General features: G+C 40.9%; 22 protein-coding genes. All 22 read right to left on the reverse strand.

Features of this window, described 5'->3' with window-relative positions; translation table 11 throughout:
* Window positions 1-12: 12 nt before the first annotated feature.
* The gene (locus MHH70_RS04600) at window positions 13-1,047 is read right to left on the reverse strand and encodes an acyl-CoA dehydrogenase family protein (protein WP_342472681.1); all 1,035 of its coding nucleotides are present in this window, start codon (window positions 1,045-1,047) and stop codon (window positions 13-15) included.
* The gene (locus tag MHH70_RS04605; protein WP_342472682.1) at window positions 1,044-2,189 is read right to left on the reverse strand and encodes an acyl-CoA dehydrogenase family protein; all 1,146 of its coding nucleotides are present in this window, start codon (window positions 2,187-2,189) and stop codon (window positions 1,044-1,046) included. Before MHH70_RS04605 ends, MHH70_RS04600 begins: the two co-directional genes overlap by 4 nt.
* Window positions 2,190-2,269: 80 nt before the next feature.
* A complete protein-coding gene (gene recO, locus MHH70_RS04610) occupies window positions 2,270-3,031 on the reverse strand; it encodes a DNA repair protein RecO (protein WP_066164010.1) in 762 nt (253 codons plus the stop codon).
* A 263-nt stretch (window positions 3,032-3,294) separates the two neighbouring features.
* A complete protein-coding gene (locus MHH70_RS04615; protein WP_107942486.1) occupies window positions 3,295-3,696 on the reverse strand; it encodes a cytidine deaminase in 402 nt (133 codons plus the stop codon).
* A 154-nt stretch (window positions 3,697-3,850) separates the two neighbouring features.
* A complete protein-coding gene (locus tag MHH70_RS04620) occupies window positions 3,851-4,537 on the reverse strand; it encodes a YjjG family noncanonical pyrimidine nucleotidase (RefSeq protein WP_107942485.1) in 687 nt (228 codons plus the stop codon).
* A gap of 1 nt (window position 4,538) precedes the next feature.
* Entirely contained in the window at window positions 4,539-5,456 is a 918-nt protein-coding gene (gene era, locus MHH70_RS04625; protein ID WP_066164019.1) for a GTPase Era, read from the reverse strand.
* Window positions 5,431-5,850, reverse strand: a complete 420-nt coding sequence (locus tag MHH70_RS04630) for a cytidine deaminase (protein ID WP_066164022.1) — start codon at window positions 5,848-5,850, stop codon at window positions 5,431-5,433. The genes era and MHH70_RS04630 overlap by 26 nt, the downstream gene beginning before the upstream one ends.
* A gap of 22 nt (window positions 5,851-5,872) precedes the next feature.
* Window positions 5,873-6,223 carry a diacylglycerol kinase family protein gene (locus MHH70_RS04635; protein WP_066164025.1) on the reverse strand — a complete coding sequence of 117 codons (351 nt, stop codon included), beginning with the start codon at window positions 6,221-6,223 and terminating at the stop codon, window positions 5,873-5,875.
* A complete protein-coding gene (gene ybeY / locus MHH70_RS04640) occupies window positions 6,223-6,699 on the reverse strand; it encodes an rRNA maturation RNase YbeY (protein ID WP_342472683.1) in 477 nt (158 codons plus the stop codon). The genes MHH70_RS04635 and ybeY overlap by 1 nt, the downstream gene beginning before the upstream one ends.
* An 11-nt stretch (window positions 6,700-6,710) precedes the next feature.
* On the reverse strand, window positions 6,711-8,810 hold the full coding sequence (locus tag MHH70_RS04645) for an HD family phosphohydrolase (RefSeq protein ID WP_066164031.1): 2,100 nt from the start codon (window positions 8,808-8,810) through the stop codon (window positions 6,711-6,713).
* A 447-nt stretch (window positions 8,811-9,257) separates the two neighbouring features.
* On the reverse strand, window positions 9,258-10,217 hold the full coding sequence (locus MHH70_RS04650) for a PhoH family protein (protein WP_107942482.1): 960 nt from the start codon (window positions 10,215-10,217) through the stop codon (window positions 9,258-9,260).
* An 11-nt stretch (window positions 10,218-10,228) separates the two neighbouring features.
* Window positions 10,229-11,347: a sporulation protein YqfD gene (locus MHH70_RS04655; protein WP_161956378.1), complete on the reverse strand. Its 1,119-nt coding sequence runs from the start codon at window positions 11,345-11,347 to the stop codon at window positions 10,229-10,231.
* Window positions 11,319-11,552 carry a hypothetical protein gene (locus MHH70_RS04660; RefSeq protein WP_066164039.1) on the reverse strand — a complete coding sequence of 78 codons (234 nt, stop codon included), beginning with the start codon at window positions 11,550-11,552 and terminating at the stop codon, window positions 11,319-11,321. The genes MHH70_RS04655 and MHH70_RS04660 overlap by 29 nt, the downstream gene beginning before the upstream one ends.
* A 313-nt stretch (window positions 11,553-11,865) precedes the next feature.
* Window positions 11,866-12,357, reverse strand: a complete 492-nt coding sequence (locus tag MHH70_RS04665; RefSeq protein ID WP_107942480.1) for a hypothetical protein — start codon at window positions 12,355-12,357, stop codon at window positions 11,866-11,868.
* 33 nt (window positions 12,358-12,390) lie between these two features.
* The gene (floA, locus tag MHH70_RS04670) at window positions 12,391-13,386 is read right to left on the reverse strand and encodes a flotillin-like protein FloA (protein WP_066164046.1); all 996 of its coding nucleotides are present in this window, start codon (window positions 13,384-13,386) and stop codon (window positions 12,391-12,393) included.
* Between the two features lie 4 nt (window positions 13,387-13,390).
* Entirely contained in the window at window positions 13,391-14,719 is a 1,329-nt protein-coding gene (locus tag MHH70_RS04675) for a nodulation protein NfeD (RefSeq protein ID WP_107942479.1), read from the reverse strand.
* A 264-nt stretch (window positions 14,720-14,983) separates the two neighbouring features.
* On the reverse strand, window positions 14,984-15,928 hold the full coding sequence (gene mdh, locus MHH70_RS04680; RefSeq protein ID WP_066164052.1) for a malate dehydrogenase: 945 nt from the start codon (window positions 15,926-15,928) through the stop codon (window positions 14,984-14,986).
* A complete protein-coding gene (locus MHH70_RS04685) occupies window positions 15,928-16,281 on the reverse strand; it encodes a BMC domain-containing protein (RefSeq protein ID WP_066164056.1) in 354 nt (117 codons plus the stop codon). The genes mdh and MHH70_RS04685 overlap by 1 nt, the downstream gene beginning before the upstream one ends.
* Window positions 16,274-16,558: a EutN/CcmL family microcompartment protein gene (locus MHH70_RS04690; RefSeq protein WP_066164059.1), complete on the reverse strand. Its 285-nt coding sequence runs from the start codon at window positions 16,556-16,558 to the stop codon at window positions 16,274-16,276. The genes MHH70_RS04685 and MHH70_RS04690 overlap by 8 nt, the downstream gene beginning before the upstream one ends.
* A gap of 34 nt (window positions 16,559-16,592) precedes the next feature.
* Window positions 16,593-17,462 carry a phosphate propanoyltransferase gene (gene pduL / locus MHH70_RS04695; protein ID WP_066164062.1) on the reverse strand — a complete coding sequence of 290 codons (870 nt, stop codon included), beginning with the start codon at window positions 17,460-17,462 and terminating at the stop codon, window positions 16,593-16,595.
* A 15-nt stretch (window positions 17,463-17,477) separates the two neighbouring features.
* Window positions 17,478-18,068, reverse strand: a complete 591-nt coding sequence (locus MHH70_RS04700) for a phosphate propanoyltransferase (protein ID WP_107942478.1) — start codon at window positions 18,066-18,068, stop codon at window positions 17,478-17,480.
* 418 nt (window positions 18,069-18,486) lie between these two features.
* Window positions 18,487-18,774, reverse strand: a complete 288-nt coding sequence (locus MHH70_RS04705) for a BMC domain-containing protein (protein ID WP_042478217.1) — start codon at window positions 18,772-18,774, stop codon at window positions 18,487-18,489.
* Between the last annotated feature and the right edge of the window lie 6 nt (window positions 18,775-18,780).

The following is an 18,780-nucleotide window of genomic DNA, read 5'->3' on the forward strand; positions in this document are numbered from 1 at the left end:
TTCAAGTCCCCCTTATTTCGTTGTCATCCATGACCAAACATTCTCTACTTGTAGCAAATCATCTGCCAGTTGCTTTTGCCAGTAATGCGTTGTAAGGCCTTCCTCACGCCATGCCCATAAGCGACGCGTGTAATGCTGTAGGCTATGCTCATAGGTTACACCAATTGCCGCATGAACTTGGTGAGCAGAAGTTGCTACGATTTTGCTTGCCTCGTCTAAACGAATGCTTGTGAAAGCTACTTCATAGCGCTCGGTCTCATTTACTAATGCCCCTGCCATATTTTCAATCGCCGCCGTCGCAATTGCTGCCTCTCCTGCAAGATTAGCCAAGTGCTGCTGCACAAGCTGAAAGCGATGAATCGGGCGACCGAACTGTTCACGTTCCTTTGAATATCTTATTGATAACTGAAAGGCTTTATCGAGAGCACCACTCAGTGCAGCTAGCTTTGCGGCTGTCGTATATTTGATTAGCTTTTGAAGTTGCTGCTCGTTGATTTCCGTTTGTGCAATGATTTCAGCTTGCTGGAAGTTCACTGTATCACGCGGCTCGGCTGCTAAATTTGTTGCCTGTACAATGCTTGCTTGTGCTAGACCTACGGCAATTAGCTTCAGCACCTCTCCCTCTTGAGCAAAAGTTACGAGCTGCTGTGCACTTCTCGCCCACGGCACATTGGGAATGTTGCCATCAAGTTTGCCATTTGTCATTGTTAGCATCTGCTTGTCGTTAAAAGAAATCGTTGTAATAGATTCAAACGGTGTAAGCCTTACGTATTCCAAAATAAAATTAGCGAGCGTATGCTCAAGTACGGGTGCAGGTACGGCATAATAGCCAGTTAGTTGATAGAGTGCTAGTAAATCAGCTATATCCCCATTTGCTCCTCCGTACTGCTCTGTTATCGCGACTTTCAATAGTTCATTGTCAACTAGCTGTTGCCATAATGTAGTAGCCCATTTACCTTCCTCTAGTAAGTCAACAGTTTCCTTTGTAATAAGGTCGTTATATATTTTCTCAACGACCTCTGTTACAAATTCCAGCATTTCACTCATTGTGCAACAACCCCCTTTGCGACAATGCCATATAGCACTTCTGATGTGCCACCTCTAATTGTAAAGCCGGGTGCATGTAGAATTGATTCCGCCATATAGCGGTCAAAGGCGCGTTCTGCCTGCAAGCGTGGGTATGTTGCGACAAGTAGGCGTGCAATTTCGGGTATTTTCTGTTCAAACTTCGTTCCAATGCTTTTTACAAGCGCTGCTGGAATTGCCACCTCACCGCCTTCCTCCAATACTTGCGCTACGCCAATTGATAAATTACGTAAGCTCCACATTTCTGCTAATAGCTTGGAAGCAGTAGCTAAACCAACAGTGTCATATGCCTGTTTTAATTCAATAATTAGTTCATTCAATAACGGAAATGTGCTTAAAATACGCTCTGGACCGCTGCGCTCAAAGGCAAGCTCCGCTAACCCCTGTGCCCAACCATTACCAATCGTGCCAACAACCATTGCATCTGGCACAAACACATTTTCAAAAAATACATCGTTAAAATGTCGCTCTCCCGTTAAATAAGGAATCGGAGTAATCGTCACACCGGGCGCATGCAAATCAATAATTAACTGGCTTAAGCCGCTGTGCTTAGACACTTGGTCATAGGGTGCAGTACGCACAAGTGTCACCATATAATGCGCATCATGAGCGTTACTCGTCCACGTCTTCGCCCCATTCACAAGCCAGCCACCCTCTACCTTCTCTGCTTTTGTACGGACAGATGCTAAATCAGAGCCACTATTCGGCTCACTTAAGCCAATCGCAAAAAAACAATCCCCTCGAATAATTTTAGGCAAAAACAATTGACGCTGCTCCTCCGTACCAAAGCGCAACAGCAAAGGACCTGTCTGCCTATCTGCAAACCAATGGGCTGCAACTGGTGCACCCGCAGCCAAAAACTCCTCTGTCAATATATAGCGTTCAATCGTACTACGCTCGCCCCCACCATACTCCTGCGGCCAAGTCATCCCAATCCAGCCCTGTTCTGCTACTAATTTAGAAAAAACAGGGTCACTTCCACTTAACCATGAATCACACTTCGTTCGAAATGTCCCTTCCTTGAGGTGACGCTGTAAAAAAGCACGCACCTCTAACCGAAACTGCTCCTGCTCTTGCGTAAAATGCACAACTGGTAATTTCATTTCTCCCATCCCCTTTTGTCATGCTTCCCCCTTATTTTATCGCTTGCTACACATAGATGTCTAACAATTTCGAATTGTATTTAATTTTCAGAATTGTTTGCGTGCCAGGCACCGAGTTGCTCAATGAAGCTACGTGACTTCAAGCGAATCCCTGTCTGTTCTTCGTAAATTGTTGTCACAATTTTTTTAATAAACATCTTCGTTTGGGGCTTTAAATCTAGCTTGCCGACTTGCTCAATTGGCATCATATAAAACATCCGAATAAGCTTGAGCTGCGTTGGCGAGAGTCGGATAATATATTGGTCATGATGGAAGCAGCGATGGCATAAAAAACCTCCGTGTGAAAAGGAGAAGGCAAATTCACCGTCTGTTGATGCGCAGCTTGCACAAGCTTGTAAAATTGGCTGGACGCCTGCATAGGGCAGCATTTTCCAATCAACGAATAAAGCAATCGCCTCAGGGTCATAGCCTTCATCTATAGCAAGTAATGCTTGCCTTACTACTTCAAAGGCAAATGGCTGAGGCTCGCCCTCTTCTACTAAACGGTCGACCAGCTCACCGACATAGCTTGCATAGGCTGTTGCATGAATATCAGTTTGCATTGTGCGCATCGCATTCAAATGCTCCCCCTGCTGCAAAGTGCCCATCCCCGTTGTTCGCTGCACTAAATACAGGCCGTACATAAAAGGTTGAGTAATACCTGCTAAACGGCTAGTCGGTTTTTTCGCACCACGTGCCATAACGGCTACCTTACCTGCTTCACGTGTCAGCAATGTGACGATTTTATTGGATTCTCCGTATGCTCTAGCCTTGAGAACAATTCCCTCCCATTTATGCAACATTTATAACACACCTCCACTTCATTTTGGTGAATGACTAGATTAATCTATGTTTCACGTAAAAATAGATTGATTTTGAAACATTCATTTCTTATATAATACTTTTCTTAAGATAATGAGAATAGGTGTCGAGAAAACTAAAAATTTCCCAACACCCTTTATATGTTTAATCAATATTTGTTTATAATTTGGTATGTCTTAATAAAAGGTTATGTTTATCTTATAAGAGATGTCTCTATACAAGCTTCTATGAGCTAGTTTAGCAATCACTTTTCATAAGCTTTATACCAATGATATGGTTGGATTTCCTTTAATGTTTTATACTCCAGTCTACCATCTTGGTTAGTTATAGCTGCTTTTACACTCTCTCCCCAATAAAAAAGTCTTTCCTGACATACACCACAAGGGGTTAAAATTGTAAATTCGGATTCTTCATTTTCTCTTACAATACAGATAGTATGAGTAACCTTTGTATTAAGTTTATGTGCCTCAAGAATTGCACCCGTTTCAATACACAATTCAGTAGAAGCATTGATAATATCTGGTGCTACACTAGTTAAAATTTGACCATCTTCAGTGTACATTGCCGAAGCCCCACCCCAACCAGAAGGGTATCTTTTTTCTATCAAGTCTATTGCTGATTGATAGAGTTTTTGTTCAATATTCATGCCGATATTACCTCCCAATTCATTTAGCGACAGGCGTTTCCTACACCCGCTGCTCCCCTATTAAACACTTATCACAGGAAACATAAGCTGACTCAAAATTAGGAAATGATAACGCTACAGAAATTTCAATATTATCGCCTAAAATACTATACACTTATTTCACAATTTGCAACAGGTGTTCTAGCTGATTTATTTCATAAGTAGGCTTTAAATTTGTAGTATTTTCTTTATATTTAGGATTGAACCAACATGTATCAATACCGTAGTTAATTCCACCTTGAATATCAGAAGTCAACGAGTCACCTACCATTAGGACATTTGATTTTTCTGTAATTTGCAGCTTATTAAAAGCATAATCAAAAATTTCAGCTTGTGGCTTTTGAAATCCTGTGGATTCAGAGATAATAATATGCTCAAATGTACCTTCTAAAAAGGAATGATTAATTCTAGATGTTTGTACATCTGTGTAACCGTTCGTAATAATGGCTAATCGCTTATGCGACAAAGCTTCAATAACTTTTTCGGCTCCTTGAACGAGATAGGTTTGTTGGCCAAGAAATTTCAAATAGTCTTGATTGAATACAACTGCGTCCATTTCAAGTTCGTGTTCTAAAAATAATCTCCTAAATCTTTCTGAACCTAGCTCCACTAAGCTTATTTTTCCTCGTTCTAAATCTTCCCATAACACTTTGTTAATTTCTCGATAACTCTTTTCATACAATTTTAAGTTATTTAACAAATTATATTTGCTAAAAACTTTTTTAAAAGCTTCTTGCTCCGATATAGTAAAATCAAAAAGTGTATCATCGATATCGAAATAAATAATATCGTAATTTTTCATTTTAATACTCATCCTCACGGAAGCCGAAGTCACGTAAATGTGTTTGTTTGTTGCGCCAATCCTTTTGCACCTTTACCCAAAGCTCCAAGTATACCTTTGAGCCAAGAAGCATTTCGATATCTTTACGTGCCAGTGTACCGATTTCCTTTAGTAATGCGCCGCGCTTGCCAATGACAATGCCCTTTTGCGAATCGCGCTCAACCATGATTGTTGCTTGTACACGAATCATATGTTCATGCTCTTCATCACGCTTAATTTTATCAATGACAACTGCAATCGAATGGGGAATTTCCTCACGTGTTAAATGCAAAACCTTTTCACGAATCAGCTCTGAAATAATAAAGCGCTCTGGATGATCGGTCACTTGATCTGCAGGATAATATTGCGGTCCTTCAGGTAAATACTCACCGAGCTTTGCTAATAAATTTTCGACATTATTTCCTTGTAGCGCGGAAATCGGCACGATTTCGCTGAACGGGTATTTATCTTTATAGGATTCAATAATTGTAATAAGCTCATCTGGATGAACTTGGTCAATCTTATTAATGACTAAAAAGACAGGCGTTTTATTACCAGCTAAAAGGTCTAAAATAAATTCATCACCTTTACCGATTTTTTGCTCTGCATTGACCATAAATAAAATAACATCCACTTCACGCAATGTATTTTTAGATACTTTCAACATAAATTCGCCTAATTTATGCTTCGGCTTATGAATACCTGGTGTATCAATAAAAATCATTTGCGAATTTTCAAGTGTCAATACACCTTGCACTTTATTACGTGTCGTTTGTGGTTTATCTGACATAATCGCAATTTTTTGTCCGATAACACGATTTAAAAATGTTGATTTCCCTACATTCGGTCGACCAATAATGGAAATAAAGCCCGATTTATAGGGACTGTTTGCTTGCTGCATAATCTAAATCCTCCGTTGTGAATGCACCAGGTAACAGTTCACCTACTGTCGTTTCTTGTACATCACCTTTTAAGTTTGTTAAATAAACTGGCATACTTGCTGGGAAAAACTCGCTCATCACTTGACGGCATGCCCCGCATGGTGAGCAAGGCTTGTCCGTATCTGCTACTACAGCAATCGCCTTAAATTTCATCACACCTTCAGATACCGCTTTAAAAATTGCCGTTCGCTCTGCACAGTTTGCCATGCTATATGCGGCGTTCTCGATATTACAGCCTAAATAAACTGTACCATCCTCTGCTAAAAGTGCTGCGCCTACTGGAAATTTCGAATAAGGTACATACGCCTTTTCACGCGCTATCTTTGATTGCTCCATTAATGTATGTTTATCCATTCTTTTTGCCTCCTATATCACATTAAAACCATTTCGGGAAAAAAATGAGTACTCCGATTATAACACTGCCAATCGCAAATACAAGTACCGCGCCTGCTGCTGCGTCCTTTGCAGCCTTTGCTAAAGGGTGGATTTCTGATGTTGCTAAATCGACAACTCGTTCGATTGCACAATTCATCATTTCCGCACCAATAACTAAAATAATGACTAAAACGATAATTAGCCACTCTATCACGCTCAAGCCTGTTAATAAGCCTGCAACGATGACGATACAGGCACTTGCTACATGAAAGCGCATATTTTGCTCCTTTACCGCCTCCAGTATTCCTTGAAAGGCATAGACAAAGGAGCGTAAAAATTTACGGATATCCATTATGCCTCGCGCCCTAGCCCGAAGGACGACAAAATTGCATTTTGTTTATCAAACATTTCTTTTTCATCTTGTTCATTCATATGGTCATATCCCAATAAATGCAAAAATCCATGGAGTGCTAAAAAGCCTAGCTCTCGCTCAAAAGAATGTCCATACTCCTCCGCCTGTTCCTGTGTACGCTCGACCGAAATAATAATATCTCCTAAAACACGTGGTAGACCTTCACCAATAATTTCTGTTTCTCCTTCACCTAGCTCCTCTAAAGCAAAGGAAATAACATCTGTTGGCTGGTCTTTATCGCGGTACTCTCGATTGATTTCATGTATGGCTTCATTCGTAACGAATGTAATTGATAGTTCGCTACCATCATCAACCTGCTCTTCTTTTGCCGCATACTGCAATAAGCGCTCGACTAAATCGATATGCGCTTTTTGAACCGAATCCGTTTCATCTAAAAAATCGATTTCTAACGCCATTTGCAAACCCCCTATTTTGGATATTCGATGCGTGAATGGAATGTACCGTTTAATGTTTCACATAACACATCTTCAATAATTTTTAATTCCTTCAACGATATATCGCATTCATCAAATTGGTCATCCTGCACGCGGTCCTGAATAATGGACTGTACTAGCTTTTTAATTTTGTCAGCAGTCGGCTCCTTCATGGATCGTACCGCAGCTTCTACACTATCTGCAATGCTAATAACAGCAATTTCCTTCGTTTGCGGCTTTGGTCCTGGGTAACGGAACGCTGCCTCATCAACATTCATGCCCTCTTCCTTCGCTTTAAATACAAAAAATTTCAATAAGCTTGTGCCATGATGCTGTAACGCAATATCAATAATCTCCTGTGGCATGCGATGCTTATGCAGGAGCTCTGCGCCGTCCGTCGTATGTGCAATAATAATATCTGCACTCGATTGTGGAGGTAATGTATCATGCGGGTTAATACCTGTCATCTGATTTTCAATGAAGAAGGAAGGTCTTCTCGTCTTCCCAACATCATGGTAATAACAGCCGACGCGCGCTAATAGCCCGTCCGCACCAATTGCTTCACAAGCTGTTTCTGCCAAATTTGCTACCATAATGCTATGGTGGTAAGTACCCGGCGTTTCCGTTAATAATTTGCGAAGTAACGGATGGTTTGGATTCGATAGCTCAATCAAGCGCATTGTTGATAAAATGCCAAATGCCGACTCAAAGAACGGTAATAACCCCATCGTCAACGCACCGGAAAGCACTGCTGAAATGATAGCCGCCGTCAAATAGAAGCCTATTTCGGTGATACCATAGCCCGACTGAGACATTAATAAATAAAAACTAATAAATAAAATATTAATAACTGAGAGAATGCCACATGCCTGCAATAATGATGAGCGCTTTTCAAGATTGCGCATGAAAAATAGCGTCGCAAAACCGCCAAACATTATGTACAAGGCAATATCCATTTGTAACACAGCAGCATAGCCACTATGGAACATGACACCTGCTGATGTCGCCGTCATAACCGTTACAATTGATGCCACTCGGTCATCCACAAGCAAGCGAACAAGCATTGTCGCTAAAGCAACTGGGAATAAAAAGGCAATCATCACATCAAAATTATCCGCTACAATGCTAATTAATTTCATAATAATAAGACATATTGTATAAACTATTGTTGTAACAAGCAGCTCGTTTCGACGTTTGGCTATCGGCTTTTTTGAACGGTCAAAAACGATATAAATAAAGGCCATCTGCAAGAAAATTAAAATGAGTAACCCAAAAATCGGCTTTAAAGATTCCTTCGTATCTAGCATACCTAGCAACTCTAATTGTCGGTATACTTCACGGTCTATAAGCTCCCCTTCTTGCACGATAATTTGACCTTGTAAAATACGTGTTGCTTCAACCATTTCGCGTGCTTGTCGAACGCGCAACTCGGTCTTTTCTTCATCTAGCACTTCTGTTTCGACAATAGCAGCTCGTCCAAGTGTAATAACTGTATTAAGTAACGGCTCCGCTATTGCTGATTGCTGACGTATTTTACTATCAATTTCATTGCGAATTGTTAAGATTTGCTCTTTACGGAATGGTCGGTCTAACGCATTTGTTACGAGCTGTGCTAAACTATCACGCGTATTAATCAATAGCTCCTCGTCAATCGTTAACAATACTTCAAGCTGTGTATTGCTAATACTTATTGAAGTTTGTGATTCCGTAATATCTTTTAAACTTGTTTTTAATTGCTCTACTCTTGATTCAATTGAATCATCCTTTGTCTCTTCTCGTACATCAAGCACGATATCAAAAACAGATGTAATAATGGCTGTACGATGGTCTGCTACTTCCTCATTGAAGACGTAGACAGGCTCAACAGATTTCTCCGCATTATCACGTTCCCTTTCCGTTTTCACCGAATCTTCTACAGTTTTCACAGAACGAATTGTTTCGGGTGCTAGCTGCAGCAACTGTATATCGTATGTAATGCCCCTTACATTGCCTGCCATAAACAAAAATTGAATAGTTGCTGTAATTAAGAGGACTAATATTAAAAAATAACGAAATTGAATGATTTGCATTATGTTTTTTAATTGTTTTCTCATTGCACACCTCCACTTATTATTTTACCAATTTTTGAGCGTGATTTCATGCTTATTTCGTGTCATTTTAACTTCTTTTAGCAATGTTTTCTGCGGCGAGTAATCGCAGGAGCACATATTTTGTACAGATAGCGTAAAAACTTTCATACCTTTCTAGGTAGTAAGATGAATGCAAGTATTAAACCGATTTTCAGCAGGTGTTCAAATAACCGCTAAAAAGTTATGCCTTCGACGGATGTCACAGATTTTGAAGGGAGGTCTACCTGATGCAGGTCAGTTTATTTTCCACTGGTTAGCGTGAAAAATCTGGACGAGAGCTAGCCAAGGCATAATTGAGTGGAATAGCTAAAAAGAGACTGCTAGTAAGTCACAACTCTCCCTGACTTTCTAGCAGCCCTTAGCAATTTATGTCGTTAAGTTGCTTTCAAAAATCGGTGCACAGCTTACTCCTTACAGCTCCTGCTCCGCATATGCTTGAATTACTTTTGCTACGAGTGGGTGACGCACAACATCCCCTTGCTCAAGAATTTGGAAATGTATGTCCTTGACATATTTCAGTGTACGTTCCGCAATAATCAGACCAGATTCCGTATTTTTCGGAAGGTCAATTTGGGTTTTATCCCCAGTAATAACCATTTTAGAACCAAAGCCAAGGCGTGTTAAAAACATTTTCATTTGCTGATGCGTTGTATTTTGTGCCTCGTCTAATATAACGAAGGCATCATCTAATGTACGACCGCGCATATACGCTAATGGCGCAATTTCAATTGTACCACGCTCAATTAAACGCTGCGTTTGTTCTACGCCGTAAATATCATGTAGTGCATCATAAAGCGGGCGTAAATAAGGGTCAACTTTTTCCTTTAAATCACCTGGCAAAAAGCCTAACGACTCACCAGCTTCAACAGCAGGTCTTGTTAAAATAATGCGCTTCACATGACCGTTTTTTAAAGCTTGTGTTGCCATAACAACAGCTAAATAGGTTTTACCTGTACCGGCTGGGCCGATGCCGAAAATCAAGTCACGATGGCGAATGGCACGTATATATTCTCGCTGTCCAATCGTTTTCGCACGAATCGGCTTGCCCTTTGTATTACGTGCAATTTCTTCCTCATAAAGCTCTGCAAAATATTCGATTGTACCTTTGTTTGCCATTTCAATTGCTGTTGATGCGTCCCGTTGGTCAACATTAATCCCTTTACGAATCACCTGTAGTAGCGCATGTAGCACGGATTTAGCCTGCTCCTTCTGTGCCTCATCATCGCCCGCAATTTGTACTACTTCCCCACGTGTAATAACTTGTACTTTATACGTTTCTTCAATTAATTTAATATTTGCATCCGACATGCCTAATAACATAACTGCTTCATTCGGATTATCTAACTGTAATTGTGAAATTTTTTCTGACATCCTAACGCTCCTTAATTAATAGGATAAGGTTTGGCAATATTTTCATTGATTAAATATAGAACCTTCCCCTTTACTTTACCATCTACAAATTGAATGTGTAAAAGGTTTTCTTTTTTAATAATGCTCTTCGTTGGTAATGATTGTACCATTTTTTCATGCAGCAATGGCATAATTCGCGATTCAATCTGTTCTTCTGTCAACGTTTCAACTATTTTTTCTCTCGTCTCTATTTTAGCAACACGTATATAACGCGCTAACCATTCAGGCAATGGCAGTGCTTTTATTTCTGTTGGTAGCCCTTCAGGAGTAAACGTAAAATGCCAAGCCTCTGCTGTTACAACTTCGTATTGCACTTCTTGCGGAATTGTAAACTCGCTCTCTAGCCAATAATCTGCATAAACGTCACCAACTGCACCAATTAAAAGCTGTCTTTCCCCTACTAGCATCAGCCCAGATACAAGTGTATCCCCTTTATATACTGTCGTATTTGGCGTTACTTTACGCTCACCACTTTTTATATCAAAATGGGTGATGACACCACTGCTACCAGCAATAAGATGATAATAGCCATCTTTATTTTCCTTCATTTCATTTTTCGGTGCGAGCTGTGGACGGATGGTCATTTTACTTCCTACTTTCGCAACATGCACCCATGAATACTCGCGAAAGTTTTGCATAATGAACTCTCGTACCTCTTGATCTGTCGGTAAGCGTTTTTTTAGAATAGGTGCAGCAAATTCCTTTTGCACTAAACGCTCGATTGCAGCCTTTTGTTCTGGTGTATCTCCTTGTATATCAATTTCCCATATCCAATAATTGCAAAGTAACGGTATGAGCCATAGACAAAGTAAACTAACAATTGTCATCAATCGCTTTGGAAGTAGCTCGTCTGTCGTTAAATAGTGTAACTTCAATTTGACACGATGCTTACTGCGTGCTTTGCGCAATATAGCGATATGCTGGCGAGCCAATTCAAATTGTAGCACTTCTTTTGTCGTACGCACATGATAAATCGGTACATGATGGCTATGTAAATATTGTAGTAAATCATTTGTTTTTTGATTTTTTTGCACCGATACGCGAACACGGCGATAATCAATATTACGCATGCTTTTCAATTTGTAGTGCATGTAATTTTTCACATGATACGGTAAAACCATTTGTCGCCAATACAGTTACAGTAATTTGCTCTCCCTTAATATGCACAACATAATCTTCTATCATACACGAGCAACTCGCATCAGATGCAGCTAGTATGCGATAATTCCCATGCCATTTAAGCAATTTAAAATTGGTCATTTCAAATATTGCAGCCATTTGAAATAATTTTTTCATAAAAAACAGCCTCCCTTTCTCATACTATATGCATTAGAAAAAGGAGGCATGTATAAGATTAATTAGGCATCAACGTAATTGCGTCCAGATTTTCTTCGAGCTAATTGGTAGAAGTGAATCTAAAATTGGCACATCACGTGACATCCGTTGGAGCTTAAACCACATGATGTTAGACATTCAATCGTTGCCACAGAAAGTAGCATACTTAGACTGAGCTCCTTGTATCAAGATGTGTTTTGGCACTCGCTGAAAAGGCCTAAGGCAAGCATTCATCTCGCCATTTATAGAGATAAGGAATTTCTTCTAAAAGAAGTTAACGTACTTGTCGTCGCTTTGCTCTTGGCGGACCTAAAATTTCCGCGGCAACAATTGCCTGAACAAGTGCTTTCTTTGTCGTAGGAGCTGTAAAAACAGCTGTTTCTCGCTCCTTCATTTGCGTCACACGTAGTGATTGTTCAATATTTGGACGTGCTACCGTCTTCTCATAGGTTACTTTTGGTACCTCTACCGTTTCAACAATCGGCTCTATTTTTCGCTCAGTTCGCTCAGTTCGCACTGGCACAACGGGCTTAATTTCTTTCCATTGCTGCTCTACCTCAGCCTTTTTTTGTTCAAGCTGCCCAAAGATTTCACTCGCGAAATCCTCTAAAGACCTAGTTGGTGTTGTCTTGGCTTGGCGTGGCTCACGATTAGGTTTTGATTGCTCATTAAATGGTGGCATGCTTTTCGTGTTTTTGGACTTATCTTTTTTACCGAGCAATGAGGAAATAATCCCAAGCACAATAAGGATAATTAAAGACTCCACTTAAGCAACCTCCCTTCTAACTTAGACGATACACTATTTGTTCTGCGTATTATCATCATTTGTTGATTTCGCAATTGAATCACGCATCATAGTATCCGCTTGAATGTTTTTATAGTTCATATAATCCATAATACCAAGGTTACCTGAACGTAAAGCTTCTGCCATTGCCATTGGTACTTCAGCCTCAGCTTCAACAACTTTTGCTTTCATCTCTTGAACTTTAGCTACCATTTCTTGTTCTGTTGCTACGGCCATCGCACGACGTTCTTCCGCTTTCGCCTGTGCAATATTTTTGTCCGCCTGTGCTTGCTCAATTTGTAATTCAGCACCGATGTTTTTACCTACATCAACATCCGCGATATCAATCGATAGAATTTCAAAGGCTGTACCGGAGTCCAAGCCCTTCGCTAATACAGTTTGTGAAATCAAATCCGGATTTTCTAATACAACAGAGTGCGATGCTGAAGAACCGATTGTCGATACAATCCCTTCCCCGACACGGGCAATAATTGTATCCTCACCAGCACCACCGACTAAACGGTCAAGGTTTGTACGTACTGTAATACGTGCCTTTGCTTTTACTTCAATCCCGTTAATTGCCACACCCGCGATAAATGGTGTTTCAATTACTTTCGGGTTAACCGACATTTGTACTGCCTCTAAAACGTCACGACCTGCTAAATCAATCGCAGCGGCACGCTCAAAAGATAATTCAATATTCGCACGGTGCGCAGCAATTAACGCATTAACTACGCGGTCAACATTACCACCTGCTAAATAATGTGATTCTAACTGATTAATTGTTACTTCAATTCCTGCTTTATGCGCTTTAATTAAAGGGTTAACAATACGCGATGGAATTACTCGACGTAGTCGCATCCCGATTAATGTGAAAATACTTACACGAACACCTGCTGCTAACGCACTAATCCACAGCGTTACTGGAACGAATGTGAAAAAGATAGCTAGGACGATAAAAATAGCAACGATAATTATCGTTAAACCAATTACACCTGCTTCAACAAACATACTATTATTCCTCCGTTTCTTCTGATACTGCTCTCACAACAATGCGTGAGCCTTCTACCTTAATAATTTCTACATGCTTACCAGCATCAATATAACTGCCGTCTGACACTGCATCAACGCGCTCCCCATCGATGGAAACAACACCTGCTGGTCTAAACGGTGTCAGCGTTTTACCTTTTTTGCCGATAAGCTCAAGTCGATTGACATTGGACACATAGCCTTCCTCCGTCGTCGTTGCATCCTTTAACACAAGCTTGTTAAACATATGCAATTTTTTGCCAAAGAATTTCATAAGTATCACCATTCCTATAACTGCGATTAACAGCGCAATTAAAATTGAATACCCCATCTGGACAAAATTAGCACCTGCTAAAAGCAAACTTAATACTATTGAAGCACCTCCAATAATACCAACAATGCCACCGGGGACGAAAAATTCCGCAACTATAAGAATTATACCAATAATTAGTAGTAAAATCGATTCATAGCCTGCAATACCAGCAATTAAATGACCGAAGAAAAATAATCCAAGTGCGGACAAGCCCATCACGCCTGCTACGCCAAAGCCCGGTGAATAGAGCTCAATAACTAAACCGAGACTGGCAATCGATAAAAGTATTGGTATAACAATTGGATTTGTCACGATACGAGCAATTTGCTCAGCAACAGTTGGTTCTAAATCAATGACTACACTGTCCGCTAAATTTTCCCGCTCTAACACTTCCTGCAAATTTTTCACAGTGCCGTTTGAGTATTCTACTTTAAGCGCTTCCTCAGCAGATAAAGTAAGGAAGTCTCCCTTCGGTGCCCCATACTCACTCATATCTAGCGATGAATCTGCCATCGCCTGTGCATATTGCGGATCTCGATTTGAGCTTTCTGCTGCTGCAATCATTTGTTTAATCCAAGCACTTTGCGCCTTTAATTCTGCCGCGTTGCCAGCGCTATCCACAACACCTGCTGCACCAATTGTTGCATCAGGCGTCATATAAATACTGTCTGCATTTAACGCGATAAGCGCCCCTGCTGAATGCGCTTTCGTATTAATAAAGGCAATGACTTTCATATCTTCGGATTGCTTAATGATTTTTGCAATATCTTCTGCTGCGTCTGTGAAGCCACCTGGTGTATGTATTTCAAGCACAATCGCTTCCGCACCATGTTCTTTTGCATCTTGGAATGCACGTTGTAAAAAAGCTGTTAAACCTTTTTCAACATTATTTTCAACTGGCACATGATATACTTTGCTCTTAGCAAATGTTTGCGTAGGGAAAGCTAGGACAATTGACAGCATAAGAAGTACTAACCAGCTCAGTATTCGTGTCCTTTTCATGACGTCTCTCCTTTCTAAAAATTTGATTAACTGTTTATACGATTAGTATGCATAAAAGTTTCAAAAAAAGTATAAAAGCATTACTTTAATTTAAGTATAACTTATTTCATATTAATAAGCCTAAAGTGAACCCTTATTTTTTGAAGAGGGGTTTTCAGGTTCTTTTTGCGCTTGCCCTATTTCCTCAAAGATTCCTCGATATTTTGGCAACAAGCAAAAAATGCCTGAAAAGCAGTGCGAACACGCTACTTTTCAGGCAATCACTTAAATATTACGACAAATCTCAAGCACTTGCTCCACAGCTTCTGCTGAATGTTGAAGTGCCTGCTTTTCTTCTGCTGTAAGCTGTAACTCAATAACGGATTCAATCCCATTGCCACCTAATATTGTTGGTACGCCTAAAAATAAATCGTTGTAGCCATACTCACCTTCTAATAGGGCGATTGATGGGATGATTTTACGCTGGTCTTTCATGATAATTTCAACCATTTGCGCACAGGCAGCAGCGGGTGCATAATAAGCACTCCCGTTGCCAAGTAAGCCGACGATTTCACCGCCACCTTTGCGTGTGCGCTCCACAATTTGCGCTAAGCGCTGTGCGGGAATTAGCTTCTCAAGGGGAATGCCACCCGCATATGAATAGCGAATTAATGGCACCATCTCATCTCCATGTCCACCTAACACAAAACCTGACACATCCTCTGGTGCAATTTGTAGCTCTTGTGCAACAAACGCATTAAAGCGTGCGGTATCGAGCACACCAGATTGCCCAATTACGCGGTTTTTCGGGAAGCCAGTTTCCTTATAGCAAACATATGTCATCGCATCGACAGGATTGCTCAATACAAGCACGATACTATTCGGTGCATAACGCTTAATTTGCGCAGATACTTGCTTTATAATATTAGCATTTGTTGTTACTAAGTCATCGCGGCTCATACCCGGTTTACGCGGAATGCCGGCAGTTATAACAACGATGCTAGCACCTGCTATATCCTCATAGTTGCTTGTCCCTTTAACAGACACATTAAATTTCTCTATTGGACCTGTTTGTAGCAAGTCGAGCGCCTTTCCCTTTGTTGGATTTTCAGCATCAGGAATATCTAAAAGTACAACATCGCCTAATTCCTTTTGAGCTAAAAACAAACTAAGTGTTGCCCCTGTGTGCCCGGCTCCAATTACTGCAATTTTATGTTTTTGAAATGGCATTATACTTCACCGCCATTTTCGCTAGGAGCTACCTCTGATGCTTTTTTTGCGCGTGCTGGCGTTGGCTTTTTTTTCGGTGTCTCTGCCCCTTTAATCATTTGGAATACATCCACATCTGGTCGTGGAATAACGTGTGCGGATAACAACTCACCAACACGCATCGCTGCTGCCTTGCCCGCATCAACTGCTGCTTGTACAGAGCCAACATCTCCTTGGACAACGACTGTGACAATACCACCATCTACAAATTCCTGCTTCACAATCGTAACATCTGAAGCTTTAATCATAGCATCTGCTGCTTCTATAGAGCCGACTAGCCCTTTTGTTTCAATCATACCGATTGCACTACTCATTGTCTTCACCTCGCATTACTTCTGTAGAGTCTATAATTCCAATTATGACCGCATCAATTGGCAGTGGATTATCCTTCATAATATAGCGTGACGACCCTCCACTTGTAATAAGAACATCATCACCTATACCTGCGCCAATGCGGTCTGCAGCTACAAGTTCAGTTCGTATTGGCTGTTGGTTTGAATCGATTGGTTGAACGATTAATAATTTTAAGCCATTTAACCCTTCTTCCTTACGTGTAGCCCAAACATTCCCAATCACTCTTCCCATTTGCATTTGCTCACCCTCTATTCTGCATTAGCTAAGCCATTTATTCTTTATGAATCGTTAACGTTTTATTTAATTCCCGAATTTTGTCATATGCCAATGCTGTCACAATCGTCTTTTTAGAAACAATGATTTCTTGCTCTGTTATTGCAGCTACATCTACTTGCGATAATAACCTTTTCGTGAAGTGATAGGCTGACTGCTGTTCAGGTATTTGGTTAACTGGCTGAGCAACCTGCGTCTCCCCTCGCTCAAGCGTTGGGCCTTGAACGATTTCAGCTAAAGCTCCTTGCTTTATGAAGCCTGCATTTGCCTCATCCGTATCAATATGCATTTCCAAACGGTAACGCTCCGACACGCGAATCATCACATCCGATAAAATAATTGGTCGAATGCCCGCAAGCTTTATTTGCACGCTTTGTCCGTCCGTCACGCCGAGGCGAACGCTATCAGTTGGCGTCATATGAATATGAGCTTTCGCAACAATTAGCCCTTCCTTCAACACCACACTTCCTTTTGGACCGATTAAGGTAATGGGACTTGAACCCTTTATATCACCAGAAATGCGCAGGGGAGGTGTTAAGCCTAGTTTAATAGCATCAGTAAAGCTAACCTCTACTTGAGATAAAGAGCGAGCCGGACCTAAAATTCTTACCCTTTCAATCGAGCCCTTTGGTCCAGCAATAACAACTGTTTCCTCTGCTGCAAACTGACCTGGCTGCGAAAGCTCGAATTTCGGTGTAAGCTGATAGCTCTTGCCAAATAGCTGCTCAACCTCAGCCTGTGCTAGATGAACATGTCGTGCTGATACGCCAACTGGAATTTTATCATCGTGCTGCTGAAGGGAAGGCTGATTTTTCAACACTTGCTGTAGCACTTCTTCCACAATTTTTTGCACTAAATTTTCCTGCATCCAACCTCCTCCTCCTTACTTCATTGTTTTTATAATTGTTCCTTTTGCTTGCTGCTCAATAAAGCCTGCATTTGCTTCATCTGTATCAATATGCATTTCAAGGCTGAAATCCTTTGAGACGCGAACGACCACACCACGCAATGTAATAGGGCGCTTGCTTTCAACCTCAACGGTAACAACTTCATTGTTTTCTACATTAAATTCCTGCGCGTCTTGCTCTGTCATATGGATATGTGCTTGTGCAATAATGGCACCTTGCTTTATTGTAATGGATTTGTCGCCATTGCTAATTTTTATACTTGCTGAATTTTCGATATCGCCTGACTGTCTTAAAGGCGGATTTAAACCCAATTTCACCGCATCCGTTTGGCTAATTTCTACTTGTGTTGCTGGTCTGACAGGTCCAAGTATACGCACATTATGAATAGCTCCTTTTGGTCCTTCAATCGATATTCTTTCCTTCGCAGCATATTGCCCCGGCTGTGAAAGGTCAAAATCTTTTGTTAATGTGGCATCGGGTCCGAAAAGTGCTTGTAAATCCTCTTCACACACATGTATATGACGTGCCGAAATCGCTACTGGGATTGCTTTTGTCACTAGGCTCACGCGAGTCACCTCAATTCATTTATACTAATACGCGCCAAGGCGTAATTGCGTCTAGATTTTTTCACGCTAACCAGTGGAAGTTAACCTAAAACTGTCACGTCCTATGACATCCACCAGAGCTTAGGTCAACACGATGTTGGTCACTCAGGTATGCGATATACTTTGACTGAGTTCCTATGATTCAGCGGGTGTTTGAACACTCGCTGAAATCGGTCTAATACTTGCATTCATCTCACCACCTCTAGAGGTGATGAATTCTGTACCTGTCATTACGCTATCGGTACAAAAACGTGTGTTCCTGCGGTTACTCTTCACAGTAAACATTGCTGAAAGACGTTAAACCAGCTAATAAAGGCTGTCTGGAAAGTTTTGCTTTCGTCCGCTTTCTAGACAGCCCCAGCCTGTATCGTTGAATGAACTATGCGTCGAGCTTTGGTAAAATTAATTCTAATTCATTATGTGGACGTGGAATTACGTGTACTGATAATAATTCGCCAACGCGCTCTGCAGCCGCCGCACCCGCATCTGTAGCCGCTTTTACTGCACCAACATCACCACGCACTAATACCGTAACAATTCCACCCCCAACATGTACTTTCCCTACTAAATTAACGCTTGCCGCCTTTACCATTGCGTCTGCTGCTTCAATTGCTCCTACAAGTCCTTTTGTTTCTACCATTCCTAAAGCTGTACCTTCTCTGTTCATTTGTCA

Source organism: Metasolibacillus sp. FSL H7-0170, from assembly GCF_038593115.1.
Classification (GTDB): Bacteria; Bacillota; Bacilli; order Bacillales_A; family Planococcaceae; genus Metasolibacillus; species Metasolibacillus fluoroglycofenilyticus.

Bases quoted from the DNA above. Each gene is read 5' to 3' on its own strand.
- MHH70_RS04600 (WP_342472681.1), bottom strand. From the start codon at position 1,047: ATGAGTGAAATGCTGGAATTTGTAACAGAGGTCGTTGAGAAAATATAT.
- MHH70_RS04605 (WP_342472682.1), bottom strand. From the start codon at position 2,189: ATGAAATTACCAGTTGTGCATTTTACGCAAGAGCAGGAGCAGTTTCGG.
- recO (WP_066164010.1), bottom strand. From the start codon at position 3,031: ATGTTGCATAAATGGGAGGGAATTGTTCTCAAGGCTAGAGCATACGGA.
- MHH70_RS04615 (WP_107942486.1), bottom strand. From the start codon at position 3,696: ATGAATATTGAACAAAAACTCTATCAATCAGCAATAGACTTGATAGAA.
- MHH70_RS04620 (WP_107942485.1), bottom strand. From the start codon at position 4,537: ATGAAAAATTACGATATTATTTATTTCGATATCGATGATACACTTTTT.
- era (WP_066164019.1), bottom strand. From the start codon at position 5,456: ATGCAGCAAGCAAACAGTCCCTATAAATCGGGCTTTATTTCCATTATT.
- MHH70_RS04630 (WP_066164022.1), bottom strand. From the start codon at position 5,850: ATGGATAAACATACATTAATGGAGCAATCAAAGATAGCGCGTGAAAAG.
- MHH70_RS04635 (WP_066164025.1), bottom strand. From the start codon at position 6,223: ATGGATATCCGTAAATTTTTACGCTCCTTTGTCTATGCCTTTCAAGGA.
- ybeY (WP_342472683.1), bottom strand. From the start codon at position 6,699: ATGGCGTTAGAAATCGATTTTTTAGATGAAACGGATTCGGTTCAAAAA.
- MHH70_RS04645 (WP_066164031.1), bottom strand. From the start codon at position 8,810: ATGAGAAAACAATTAAAAAACATAATGCAAATCATTCAATTTCGTTAT.
- MHH70_RS04650 (WP_107942482.1), bottom strand. From the start codon at position 10,217: ATGTCAGAAAAAATTTCACAATTACAGTTAGATAATCCGAATGAAGCA.
- MHH70_RS04655 (WP_161956378.1), bottom strand. From the start codon at position 11,347: ATGCACTACAAATTGAAAAGCATGCGTAATATTGATTATCGCCGTGTT.
- MHH70_RS04660 (WP_066164039.1), bottom strand. From the start codon at position 11,552: ATGAAAAAATTATTTCAAATGGCTGCAATATTTGAAATGACCAATTTT.
- floA (WP_066164046.1), bottom strand. From the start codon at position 13,386: ATGTTTGTTGAAGCAGGTGTAATTGGTTTAACGATAATTATCGTTGCT.
- MHH70_RS04675 (WP_107942479.1), bottom strand. From the start codon at position 14,719: ATGAAAAGGACACGAATACTGAGCTGGTTAGTACTTCTTATGCTGTCA.
- mdh (WP_066164052.1), bottom strand. From the start codon at position 15,928: ATGCCATTTCAAAAACATAAAATTGCAGTAATTGGAGCCGGGCACACA.
- MHH70_RS04685 (WP_066164056.1), bottom strand. From the start codon at position 16,281: ATGAGTAGTGCAATCGGTATGATTGAAACAAAAGGGCTAGTCGGCTCT.
- MHH70_RS04690 (WP_066164059.1), bottom strand. From the start codon at position 16,558: ATGCAAATGGGAAGAGTGATTGGGAATGTTTGGGCTACACGTAAGGAA.
- pduL (WP_066164062.1), bottom strand. From the start codon at position 17,462: ATGCAGGAAAATTTAGTGCAAAAAATTGTGGAAGAAGTGCTACAGCAA.
- MHH70_RS04705 (WP_042478217.1), bottom strand. From the start codon at position 18,774: ATGAACAGAGAAGGTACAGCTTTAGGAATGGTAGAAACAAAAGGACTT.